Source organism: Nostoc sp. DedVER02 (assembly GCF_034530675.2).
GTDB lineage: Bacteria > Cyanobacteriota > Cyanobacteriia > Cyanobacteriales > Nostocaceae > Nostoc.
On record NZ_JAVRCP020000038.1, the window covers coordinates 49,484 to 61,430 of the forward strand.

8 protein-coding genes are annotated in these 11,947 nt (G+C 43.4%); 5 read left to right on the forward strand and 3 right to left on the reverse strand.

Features of this window, described 5'->3' with window-relative positions:
- Positions 1–153: 153 nt before the first annotated feature.
- On the reverse strand, positions 154–1,245 hold the full coding sequence (locus RMZ41_RS26335; protein ID WP_322644823.1) for a 2-aminoethylphosphonate aminotransferase: 1,092 nt from the start codon (positions 1,243–1,245) through the stop codon (positions 154–156).
- Positions 1,246–1,337: 92 nt separating this feature from the next.
- Between RMZ41_RS26335 and RMZ41_RS26340 the strand changes: the two genes are divergently transcribed.
- The 4 genes from RMZ41_RS26340 (at position 1,338) to RMZ41_RS26355 (ending at position 8,290) form a co-directional block, all read left to right on the forward strand.
- On the forward strand, positions 1,338–2,687 hold the full coding sequence (locus RMZ41_RS26340) for an AAA family ATPase (RefSeq protein WP_322644822.1): 1,350 nt from the start codon (positions 1,338–1,340) through the stop codon (positions 2,685–2,687).
- 125 nt (positions 2,688–2,812) lie between these two features.
- On the forward strand, positions 2,813–3,013 hold the full coding sequence (locus RMZ41_RS26345; RefSeq protein ID WP_229485385.1) for a hypothetical protein: 201 nt from the start codon (positions 2,813–2,815) through the stop codon (positions 3,011–3,013).
- Positions 3,010–3,198, forward strand: a complete 189-nt coding sequence (locus tag RMZ41_RS26350) for a hypothetical protein (protein WP_322644821.1) — start codon at positions 3,010–3,012, stop codon at positions 3,196–3,198. Before RMZ41_RS26345 ends, RMZ41_RS26350 begins: the two co-directional genes overlap by 4 nt.
- Positions 3,199–3,229: 31 nt before the next feature.
- Positions 3,230–8,290: a ribosome assembly protein 4 gene (locus RMZ41_RS26355; protein ID WP_409876005.1), complete on the forward strand. Its 5,061-nt coding sequence runs from the start codon at positions 3,230–3,232 to the stop codon at positions 8,288–8,290.
- Between the two features lie 272 nt (positions 8,291–8,562).
- On the opposite strand, the gene aepY is transcribed toward RMZ41_RS26355, so the two are convergent.
- Entirely contained in the window at positions 8,563–9,714 is a 1,152-nt protein-coding gene (aepY, locus tag RMZ41_RS26360) for a phosphonopyruvate decarboxylase (RefSeq protein ID WP_322644819.1), read from the reverse strand.
- 74 nt (positions 9,715–9,788) lie between these two features.
- On the opposite strand from aepY, the gene RMZ41_RS26365 reads away from it, so the two are divergent.
- Positions 9,789–10,094, forward strand: a complete 306-nt coding sequence (locus RMZ41_RS26365) for a hypothetical protein (RefSeq protein WP_322734437.1) — start codon at positions 9,789–9,791, stop codon at positions 10,092–10,094.
- Here RMZ41_RS26365 and aepX read toward each other — a convergent pair.
- Positions 10,079–11,734 carry a phosphoenolpyruvate mutase gene (aepX, locus tag RMZ41_RS26370; RefSeq protein WP_322644817.1) on the reverse strand — a complete coding sequence of 552 codons (1,656 nt, stop codon included), beginning with the start codon at positions 11,732–11,734 and terminating at the stop codon, positions 10,079–10,081. The genes RMZ41_RS26365 and aepX overlap by 16 nt on opposite strands.
- Positions 11,735–11,947: the final 213 nt, after the last annotated feature.

Genomic DNA, 11,947 nt, shown 5'->3' on the forward strand with positions numbered 1-11,947 from the left:
TGGGCTAAACGCCCCGCTAGCGCTAACAGAATGAATTGAAGTCCGAGTGGCGGATAGCGACGCGAAAAGCGAGTCTGCGTCAAGTTATGCATAAGCAAATATTCTGAATTCTGAATTCTGAATTCTTCTTCAACGTTCTCCCTTCTGTGAATATTACGAATTACGAATAATTTCTTTAACAACAACAATAAAACGTTCCATGTCAGCTTGGGTAATAGCTCCCATTGTTGATACTCGGAAGATAGATTGGGCTAAATTTCCCTGTCCAGAATAAATGATATAGTTTTGGGCTTTGAGTTGATCGTGAAATTTCTCATAGCTGAAACCATCGGGTAAATAGTAGGCATTTAAGACAACGGATGAACTGCCAAGAGGAAGTAGGGGTTTAATTCCTATTGAGGCTAATCCGTCTCTGACTAAGCTGGCAAGTTGGTTGTAATGGCTGTGTCTGACATGCCAACCGCCTGCTTCGGTCATTTCTTGCAAAGCTTCTGTTAAGGCATAAAATGTCTGTACTGATTGCGTAAAAGGTGTACCGCCTCGGTCTTGCTGCTGGCAATAGGTTCCTAAATCTAAATATAAAGTGCGGGGGATTGTGTCTACTGGTAGTGCATCCCGTTGCAGGATGACAAAGGACACTCCGGGAACTCCATGCAAACATTTATTGGCTGTTGCAGCACAAGCAGTAATTCCCCAATCTGCAAAATTTAGTTCCTCTGCACCAAAGCTACTGACGGCATCTACTAATATTTTGATCTGGCGTTCTTGACAAATTGGCGCAAGTTCTAACAAATTATTGAGGCGACCGGTGGTAGTTTCGTGATGAACGACAGCAAGGTGGGTGATATCGGTGTTTTCGTCTAAAAGTTTGACTAAAGCGTTGATATCTATTTCAGCATCCCAAGGATGGGAAAGTGTTATGTAATTAATTTCGTGGATTTTGGCGATTTTAGATAGTCGTTCGCCATATACACCGTTTTCAATTACTAGTAATTTCCCGTTTCTGGGTACTAAACTGCTGATCATTGCTTCCATCGCGGCAGTACCAGAACCAGTGAGGAGAACTGCTGCCCAGGAATCGCTTCCAAGACCATAAACTTGAAGTAATTGTTCGCGGATTTTGCTCTGAAGTTGAGAAAATTCTATTTCACGGTGACACAAATCGGGACGCAACAGGGCATTTCTGACGCGATCGCTTAAATTTACTGGGCCGGGATTTAGTAAAATCATTTTGTTATTGGGCATTGGGCATTAAGCATTGGGCATTAATAAATTAAAAGTTTGTATTTTCAACAAGAATATCTAGGACAATACGAGATAATTGCACTACCAGCGTTATGTCTATAGATTTACGGGAATTTTATCAGGCTACCGACCCCAGCAGAACTCTGTTTGTTAACAATAGCTCTGATGGCAAGTATTATATAGATTTTTCTTCTGTTCGAGGCGGTGATATTCTTGGCAAACTCAAGCAGAAAATTACTTTTTTTAAACCCAATGAACCCACTTGCACTTTATTTACTGGGCATATTGGTTGTGGAAAATCGACGGAACTATTACGGTTACACGCAGAACTGGAAAAATTAGGCTTCCAAGTGGTCTATTTTGAGTCTAGTGACGACTTGGAAATGACTGATGTTGATATTGCTGATGTGCTGCTAGCGATCGCTCGGCGGGTGAGTCAAAATCTCGATAAAATTACACTAGAATCACCTAACAAGTTTAATGAGTTGCTGCAAGGTGCTTGGAAAGTCTTAAACTCTGAGGTGACGGGGGTAAAAGTTAAGGTTCCGAATGTTGGCGATTTTGGTGTCACCTCCGAAAAAGAAAAACTTTCTTTGTCTGTGGGTATTGGTGAAATCACAGCCAAGATGAAAAATGACCCCACTCTGCGAGAAAAACTCAATCAGTATTTAGCACCGCAAAAAACTAAACTGCTAGAAGCGATTAATCAAGAATTATTGGAACCTGCGATCGCTAAACTCAAACAGCAGGGTAAAAATGGTCTGGTGGTAATTGTCGATAATCTTGACCGTATAGATAATCGTGTCAAACCTTGGGGTCGTCCGCAGCAGGAATATCTATTTGTCGATCAAGGTGAGTTTTTGACTAAGCTAAATTGTCATCTCATCTATACCATGCCCTTATCCTTGAAGTTCTCCAACGATTACGGAATGCTAACTCAGCGTTTCCCAGAAGACCCCAAGGTGTTACCAATGGTTCCTGTACAAAAGACTGATGGCAGTGTTCATACGCAGGGAATGGCACTCATGCAGCAGATGATATTAGCTAGGGCTTTTCCTGACATCACACCAGAGGAGCGTTTAAATAAAATTACCGAGATTTTTGATAGTGCGGCTAGCCTAGAACGGTTATGTAAAATGAGCGGTGGTCATGTGCGAGACGTGCTGAGGCTGCTGAATACCTGGATTATGGAAGAAATGAGTCTTCCCTTAACTCGTGACACCTTAGAGGAAGTGATTCGTTCTCGCCGGAATGAAATAATGTTGCCGATTTCTGAGGATGAGTGGCAATTGTTACGTCATGTCAAGGAAAGGAAAAAGGTAAGTGATGACCAAGGATATCAAAAACTAATTCGCAGTCGGTTTGTATTTGAATATCGGGATGGTGGCGAGTCGTGGTTTGATGTTAATCCCGTCTTGGCTGAAGCCAGAGAGTTGCAATAGGATCTGAGTGAAAATGAATGTAGAGACGTAACACTCCTACCTCTCTACAAGAGTTCTGGATAACGCATATTTAATTTTTGCTAGATGTCTAATGAGGAATCAGGGAACCGATGAATAATTAGATTATGAAACCAGAAACCAAAAATGTTTTGTTAAAAGCTTACGCACAATTGCACCAAATCACAGAAGAATTGTACTCAGCCTCGGATAAAGCTGTAGAAAACAACGATTTTGAGGACGCTAGCTTACTCGCTAGTAGAGCAGATAGACTTTATGAAGAAATAGAAAATTTAGAGATTGTAATTTCAGAACAGGAGGAAATATGAAAACAATCCAAGAGTTAAAGAGTCGTATTCAAGAACTCAGTAAACAAGCTGTTGAATTTAGTAGAAAAGCATCTGAAGTGTGTTTAAGTGACCGTCAGCAAGCCAAGTATTTTAGACAGCAAGCAAGAGAAGCTAGCAAACGCGCTCAAGTATTAATACAGGAGTTAAAACGCCAGGAAGTTTAATTAATTTTGCACTCTAGATTTACGTTAGCTTATGACAGACTCGCAACCACTAGAAGATGACCATGTAAACAGCGATGTCTACGACGGGCTACACCTACGCTCTCTGAAACAATTAGCTTGGGCTATAGAATCCTCTGTGGGTCAGTTTAAGCTGATTTTGGCACGGTGTAATTATACGAGTTTGCGCGATCGCCTCATCCAGAAATTGCGAGAAATTTGTCAAGTCGAAATTCGGGTTTTGGCGGTACTGCAATCTAACAGGACTCTTTATACTGCGATTCAGGAAGAATTCGGCGAAGAGATACCAGCCTGTGTAATGGTTGTGGGTTTGGAATCAGTGCAGAATTTATCTGTGATGTTAACTTCTGCGAATCAGGTGCGGGAAGAGTTTCGCAAGAATTTTGCTTTTCCCTTAGTGTTGTGGATTGACGATGAAATCTATAAACAACTAATACAGCTTGCACCAGATTTGGAAAGTTGGGCAACTACGAGAAATTTTGATATATCAACACAAGAATTAGTAGATTTTGTCATTGAAACGGCTAATTCTTGGTTTAGTAATAACTTGAAATTTAGCGTAGATGGATATATTAAACTAGAAAACGAGTTAGAAACGGCGCAAAGATATTTACTTAACAAGCCAGATGTTTATAGTTTAGAAATTCAAGCTAATTTAGAATCTTTATTAGGTTTTATCAAACAGATAAATAATCAAAAAGATTCGGCGCTACAGCATTATCACACAGCTTACAAGCTGTGGCAGCAAACTAATAATTTAGAATCTCAGATAAGAATCCTTCGTGAAATTGGCTTTTGCTATTATCTCAAAGCTTTTAAACATCAAGATGTCAATCATCCAGATTGGGCTACGGCTTGGCATTATATTCAAGAGTATATAAATCTTATTAGCCGATTTCATGATTCAGATTTAATTGCTAGTTCAGTAGTAAAGTTCGGTGATATCTTGCGAGACTTGCAAAAGTGGGAAACGTTGCAGAGTCTTGCAGAAAAAGCTTTAGGAGTACATCAAACTAACAACCAGGTAAGAGAATTAGCCAAAGATTATGGTTTTTTAGCTGAGGTAGCTTTGGCTAAAAAAAACTGGGTTGAAGCAAATCAGCTTGTTCAGCAAGCCTTGAAAGTTTTTGCTACGATTCCCAATGTGGAATCAGCGAGTAGATCGGGTGTTGTATCTGAGATTTCCGAAAGAGATTTGAAATCAAAAGATTTGAGTTTATATCAGTTTATTTTAGCTCGTTCTCAATACCATTTAGATCAAATTCAACAGGCAACTCTCAGCTTAGAAACTGCGAGAGATGTAGGTAATCCCCTAGAAGATGTCAGGCTTTACTTGGATATTCTGAGATTTTTGCAGCAGCTTTATTTTGAGCAGAAAGAATATCTCAAAGCATACAAAATCAAACAGCAACAGCGTTCCATTGAACAGCAATTTGGCTTGCGGGCTTTTATTGGTGCGGGTAGGTTAGAAGCTACAAAGCAGGCATTTGTAGAGACATTGCGCTCAAACTCTCCCCAAGGAAACATTGCCCCAGAAATTGCTGCATCTGGTCGCCTATTGGATGTAGAACGTTTAATTGAACGCATGGGTCGCCCTGATTATAAGTTGATAGTAATTCATGGGCAATCGGGTGTCGGCAAAAGTTCCCTGGTGAATGCGGGATTAATACCAGCTTTAAAGAATAAAGCGATCGGTACTCAAGATTATTTGCCGGTGGTAATGCGCGTTTATACCAACTGGGTGGAAGAGTTGGGGAGGCTTTTGGCAAAAAATGGGGAATTGGGAATTGGGAATGGGGAATGGGGAGAGTTAGAACCGAAACGTTCGACCTCAGAACTCGGAACTTCGACCTCAGAAGGTCAACTTTCACCCTCAGAAGGTCAACTTCCAGCCTCAGAAGGTCAAAGTCGAGCCTCAGAAGGTCAAAGTTCAGCCTCAGAAGGTCAAGGTCGAGCCTCAAAAGGTCAACGTTCAGGCTCGGAACTTGGAACTCCGCAATATTTAATATCCAAACTTAAAGAAAACGAACAATGCAATCTGCGAACGGTGTTAATCTTCGATCAATTTGAGGAATTTTTCTTTGTTTACACTGAACCTGCACAAAGAAAGCAATTCTTTGAGTTTCTGGGAGAGTGTCTGAATGTTCTATCGGTGAAAGTTATCTTATCGCTGCGGGTAGATTACATCCATTACTTGTTAGAGTGCAATGATTTGTCCAGTCTCAAGATTATTGGCAATGACATTCTCAGTAATAATGTGCTTTACAAGTTGGGGAACTTCTCACCTACTGATGCGAAGTCAATTATTCAGCGTTTAACAGAGAATGCTGATTTCCATTTAGAACCTGCTTTAGTTGATAAACTCGTGCAAGATTTAGCCGGAGAATTGGGTGAAGTTCGTCCCATTGAGTTGCAGGTTGTGGGGGCGCAACTGCAAACAGAGAACATTACAACTCTGGCAGAATATCGGCAGCGTGGCACTAAAGGCGAATTGGTTAAGCGTTATTTGGATGAAGTTGTTAATGATTGCGGCGTAGAAAATCACCAAGCAGCAGAAGTATTACTGTATTTGCTGACGGATGAAAAAGGAACTCGCCCACTCAAGACTCGTGCTGAGTTAGAACGCGATTTGATGCCGTATTTCTCGGAGATCCCCCCAACCCCCCTTAAAAAGAGGGGCTTAGTTTCTTTCACCCTCTTCTTAAGGGGGTCGCCGCAGGCGGGGGGATCGGAAGCTAGGGCAAAACAAGCTTCTGAAATCAGTAAATTAGATTTAGTGTTAGAGATTTTTGTCCAATCCGGTTTAGTGGTTTTGTTACCAGAAAACCCCGCCGACCGTTATCAACTGGTACATGACTACATCGCCGCCTTTATCCGCCAGCAACAGGAACCGAAGTTAAAACAGGTAATGGCGGAACTGGAAAAAGAACGAAAAGAAAGAAAAATTAGTGAAGCAAAACTCAATGGCTTTTTGAAACTTGCCCTTTTTGGTTCAGTTGCAGCCGGATTAGTCTTAGCTGGACTAACATTTACAGCCTGGGATGCAGCACAAAGGGCAGAGCAGGAAAGAAAACAAACTGAAGTTAGTAAAATTAACGCCCTTGTTAACTCTTCAGCCACCTTTTCTGCCTTTGGGCAAACCTGGGATGCACTGACAGAAGGCTTAAAAGCACGTGGAAAACTGAAAAATGCCGGGAAGGTGGCGGTAGATACCCAGATGCGGGTTGTGGGAACATTGTGGAAAGCTGTGTTCTTACAGCCAGAGAACAAATTTCAAGAACTGAATACATTAGAAGGGCATAGCAGTGGAGTCATTAGCGTGGTGTTCAGCCCCGATGGGCAAAGGCTGGCTTCTGCAAGTGCTGACAACACTATCAAACTCTGGGATGTCGCCACAGGCAAAGTTGTGCAAACCCTTACTGGGGATAGTGGTTGGGTTTATAGCGTGGTGTTCAGCCCCGATGGGCAAAGGCTGGCTTCTGCAAGTACTGACAATACCATCAAACTCTGGGATGTCACCAAAGGCAAAGCTTTGCAAACCCTGACTGGGCATAGCAGTAGGGTCTATAGCGTAGTATTCAGCCCCGATGGGCAAAGGCTGGCTTCTGCAAGTGATGATAAGACGATAAAGCTCTGGAATGTCGCCACAGGCAAACCTCTGCAAACCCTGACTGGGCATAGCAGCGGGGTCTATAGCGTAGTATTCAGCCCCGATGGGCAAAAGCTGGCTTCTGCAAGTGATGATAAGACGATAAAACTCTGGGATGTCACAACAGGCAAAGCTGTGCAAACCCTGACTGGGCATAGTAGTGAAGTTAATAGCGTCGTGTTCAGCCCCGATGGGCAAAGACTGGCTTCTGCAAGTAGTGACAACACTATCAAACTCTGGGATGTCGCCACAGGCAAAGCTGTGCAAACCTTAACTGGGCATAGCAGTGGGGTCTATAGTGTAGTATTCAGCCCCGATGGGCAAAGGCTGGCTTCTGCAAGTCTTGACAACACGATAAAACTTTGGGATGCCGCCACAGGCAAAGCTGTACAAACCTTAACTGGGCATAGTTATAGGGTCTATAGTGTGGTGTTCAGCCCTGATGGGCAAAGGCTGGCTTCTGCAAGTGCTGACAAGACGATAAAACTCTGGGATGCCACCACAGGCAAAGCTGTGCAAACCCTGACTGGGCATAGCAGTGAGGTCAATAGCGTGGTGTTCAGCAGCGATGGGCAAAGACTGGCTTCTGCCAGTGATGACAAGACGATAGAACTCTGGGATGTTGCCACAGGCAAAGCTGTGCAAACCCTGACTGGGCATAGCAGTTTGGTCAATAGCGTGGTGTTCAGCCCCGATGGGCAAAGGCTAGCTTCTGCAAGTGATGACAAGACGATAATTATATGGAATTTAGATTTAAATAAGTTAGTCAAAGATGGTTGTGGCTTGCTCAACAATTATTTGGTTGTCCATCCTGAAGTGCTGCAAGACCTGACAGAATGCCAAACTCAGCCTCGGCTGGTGCAAGCCGCTACAGTATTAGTCATGCAAGGTGAGAAGTTAGCGCAAAATGAAGATGTTGATAATGCTGTTGTCAAATTCCGCCAAGCACAGCAGTGGGATGCTAATTTAAAATTTGAACCCCTGGTAAAAGCACAAGAGCTTGTCAACAAAGGCAAGGCTGAACGCTTAGTTAATGAAGGAAAGAGTCGCTTACAGGAAAAAGAGTTTAAGAAAGCACTAGCAGCTTATACCGAAGCTCTCAAGTTTGATCCAAAAGTTGAAATTCCTACAAGTTCTTGGAATACAATATGCTGGCGAGGTAGTCTGCAAAAACAAGCCGCCGATGTTTTACCAGCGTGTGATGAAGCCGTTGCTTTTGCACCTGAAAATGGCAACTTTCGTGATAGTCGTGGCTTGGCTAGGGCGCTGACAGGTAACTATCAAGGGGCGATTGAGGACTTTGAGGCTTACATCGCCAAGCCTAGAGATAAAGATAGTAAAGCACAACGGCAGCGCTGGGTGAAAGATTTACGGGCGGGGAAGAATCCGTTTACAGATGCAGAGATTAATAAGCTACGGAATTAGTGAGACATTGTGCAAAAAAATGAAGTTGTCTCACTTTTGTAAAAGTGCCATGCTCTGGTTCAATATGGAATAGACGAAATATAGCGAAGTGATCGCTTGTAGTGCAATACGGTTTTACCTTTCTCTAAATCTCTGCCTTAATAGATTATCGTGTACACATAAGTCGAATTACCCCACCCTAACCCTCCCCGTATGTATTGGGGAGGGAACTAGATTTTCTTGTTTCCACCCTTTATAAGGGGGGATTAAGGGGGGTAAATTCAGGATTTGGGCTATAGCTGGGAACCAATATGTTTCATGAAGCGTTGCAAAACGGCTTCCGGGGTGAGGTTGGGACGGGGTAGCTTTTCTAAAGTCCCTGGACGGATTTTGAGATGAGCAAATTTCGGTCTAGTGTTAGTATCTGCGGCAAATAAAGCATCTAAAAGGGCTGGATCGTCTCCGGCGAATGTCAGGCCATAACCGCACGCTTCGGCAATTTTGGCAAAGGAGATACCCGCAGAAACCGTGGCTTGTGCGCCTGTGGAATCGTGGACTTCATTATCTAAGAGAATATGGGTCAAATTAGCACCGCCATAAGTGCCAATAGTCGCAAAATTACCCATTCGCATCAGTGCTGCTCCATCGCCATCAATCACCACAACCTTCAGGTCTGGACGTGCTAAGGATAGCCCCAATCCCATTGAAGAAGCGCAGCCCATCGACCCAACCATGTAAAGATGATTGGCACTATCTTTACTAGCGAAAAGTTCGCGTCCCGTGTAACCAGTTGTGGCAATTATTACAGTATTTTCTGCGTCAATAAGTTCCACAATCCGCGCTAGTGCTTCGCTGCGGGAAACGCGATGATCTCGAAAAAAGCTTTGGTGAATATGAGCGCTACTATCTTCTCGTTCGGGGATAGAAGAACGGGTGAGTGCATGAGGAGATATTGATCCTTTACGCATAATTAGAGCATAAGGACGGCGCTCTTGTTGCATGTAAGCTGTGGCTCTTTGGAGAACTGGCTCTATTTCTGCTGCATCTGTAGGAAAATATTCCCAAGGTACAGTCATGGTTTCCAGCAATTTATCTGTGATTTGCCCCATTAATTCATGTTGCGGTTCATCTTGCAAGTTGCGATCGCCCCGCAGGGTACAAATCACCAACAATGGAATCCGAAATATATAAGTGAGGGAAGTTAGCGGGTTAATTGCATTCCCCAAACCAGAGTTTTGCATCATCACCACGGCTGGTTTTCCAGCAATTGCGGCTCCAGCTGCGATCGCTACAGCATCTCCCTCATTAGCTGCGGAAATATATCTAAGTTGAACGTCATTGATAACGTAGTTAATAAAAGGGGTGAGAAAAGAACAGGGTACGCCAGTGTACCACCCAAAGCCAAGATTACGCGCCGCTTCTACAAATTCCTCTGCCTGGATCATAAAAAATGGGGACTGGGGACTGGGGACTGGGGAATGGGGAATAGGGAATTGGGAATTGGGAATTCAGAGTAAAGATGATTACTTCGACCTCTGAACTCGGAACTTCGACCTCTGAACTCGGAACTTCGACCTCTGAACTCGGTGCTTCGACTTCTGAACTCGGAACTTCGACCTCTGAACTCGGAACTTCGACTTCTGAACTCGGAACTTCGACCTCTGAACTCGGAACTTCGACCTCTGAACTCGGAACTTTGACCTCTGAACTTGGTGCTTCGACCTTTGAACTCGGAACTTCGACCTCGCAATGCCCAATTCCCAATGCCCAATGCCCAATTCCCAATTCCCAATTCCCAATTCCCAATCCCTATTGTTTCAATTGAAAAGCAAGGTCAAGATCGTCTAAAGAGTTAACATCTAACCAGTTACCACGAATATAAAGCACCTTGATTGGTTTTCCTTGCTCGATTAAATAATTGCATAATTCCGGCAAACCCAAACTGTTAAATTCCGGCCGTTTTTGCAACTTATTAAGTGCTTCACTCACCCACTCTCTACCTTGACTCCGCAGGCGCAACATCCCAATCCAGCGTCCGCTAGATTTCCCCAATTGCGTTTCTCTTGTTTTAGAAATGTCCAACAAGTTAACATCCTGTCCAAACAGAGAAAGATCGTCTGGAATTGAGCAATAAGCGTAATCAGGTGAACCGCTAACAGATTTGTTGTTCGCTACAGAATCAACTACAGCCACAATTTCTCCGGGACATTCTAATAAATCCCGCAAGATGTAACTTCTAAATAGTAAATCGCCGTAAAGCACCAGCATTTCTTCGCCAAAGCTACTTTGAGCTACGGCTAAGGATGCTAATTCTCCCGTTGTTTCATAATCTGGGTTGCGGATGACTTTAGCGCCTACAACATCTATAGTTTCTGCTTTGTAACCTGCGACAACAGTAATATCGTTGATGGCAAGTTTCTTAAATTTGTCCACCAACAACCTAAGTAGAGGTTTACCTCCAAGGGGTAACATGACTTTTGGTTTATCTTGCGTCAACCCTGCTAACTCTTTTCCTCTGCTAGCAGCCAAAACGATCGCTTGGATATCATGTCGGCCGTTGTTAAAGTAGCGTTTTTCGGCTTCTAGGAGTTCATCTGCACCCTGTAGCCGGAAAATTTCTTTTACAGGCGCAATCTCATCCTCAATGTTGATTAAAGTTTCACTAGCTTTTACTTCGCGTGCGATCGCTTGCATACTAGCAACAGCCGCTCTAATCAGATGATTTGCCCAGATGACTAAATTAACTTCGGCTTTGCGAAAGACTTCAGTAGGTGTGCTGTAATATTTAGTCGGTATAAACACTAACGGGGAACGACCCGCCCACTCTTTCGCAAAAGCTAACACTTGGTCAGGACGCGATGATTTACTGTGAATCAAAATAGCGGTTGCTCCTGCGGCGTGGTAAGCTTCCGCTCGGCGCAATGCCTCTGAAAGATCCCAACCGGCAATCAAAGCTTCGAGTCGGGCGACGATGCAAAAATCTGGGTCTGTCTGACTATCTTTACCTGCCTTAATTTTGCCGCAGAATTCATCAATATCAGCTAAAGCTTGGCGACTACCGTTGATAAAGCTGTTGGTTTTAGGAAAAAGTTTATCTTCAATACAAACTCCAGCAATATCTCGTTGTTCTAACTTTTTAACCAGGCGACGCATGTTATTAAAGTTACCATAACCTGTATCGCCGTCTAACAAGATGGGAATGCTGGTGACATCAGACATGAACTCTAACATTTCCACAATTTGAGTCCAACTGGCTTCATTATTATCTCGAACGCCATATTGAGCAGAAAGGGCTAATCCACTCGCCCAAATCCCTTTAAATCCCGCCTCTTCCACAATGCGGGCGCTAATCCCATTGTGAGCTTCCATGATGAAGTCAAGTTGAGGCGATTCTAGTAATAGCCGCAATTGGGCACACTTATTTAATTTGGCGGTGGTGTCAATGGGCGCAAATATTTGATGCATCTATTCTGCTTTTTTCAACTTAGATAAAAATAAGAAGTCAGAATTCAGAAGTCAGAAGTCAGAATCAATTAGCTAGTATAAAATTCAACTTTGCTACTATCCTGTTAAACACTAAATTGGATATAGCGTTTCCCGGTCTGGTGAGATACAAGAACCCCACCCCCAACCCCCCCCCCGCAAGCGAGGAGCTTGCTGGGGTGTATCTCATCTGTT

Bases quoted from the DNA above. Each gene is read 5' to 3' on its own strand.
- aepY (WP_322644819.1), bottom strand. From the start codon at position 9,714: ATGATCCAGGCAGAGGAATTTGTAGAAGCGGCGCGTAATCTTGGCTTT.
- aepX (WP_322644817.1), bottom strand. From the start codon at position 11,734: ATGCATCAAATATTTGCGCCCATTGACACCACCGCCAAATTAAATAAG.
- RMZ41_RS26335 (WP_322644823.1), bottom strand. From the start codon at position 1,245: ATGCCCAATAACAAAATGATTTTACTAAATCCCGGCCCAGTAAATTTA.
- RMZ41_RS26350 (WP_322644821.1), top strand. From the start codon at position 3,010: ATGAAAACAATCCAAGAGTTAAAGAGTCGTATTCAAGAACTCAGTAAA.
- RMZ41_RS26365 (WP_322734437.1), top strand. From the start codon at position 9,789: ATGATTACTTCGACCTCTGAACTCGGAACTTCGACCTCTGAACTCGGA.
- RMZ41_RS26340 (WP_322644822.1), top strand. From the start codon at position 1,338: ATGTCTATAGATTTACGGGAATTTTATCAGGCTACCGACCCCAGCAGA.
- RMZ41_RS26355 (WP_409876005.1), top strand. From the start codon at position 3,230: ATGACAGACTCGCAACCACTAGAAGATGACCATGTAAACAGCGATGTC.
- RMZ41_RS26345 (WP_229485385.1), top strand. From the start codon at position 2,813: ATGAAACCAGAAACCAAAAATGTTTTGTTAAAAGCTTACGCACAATTG.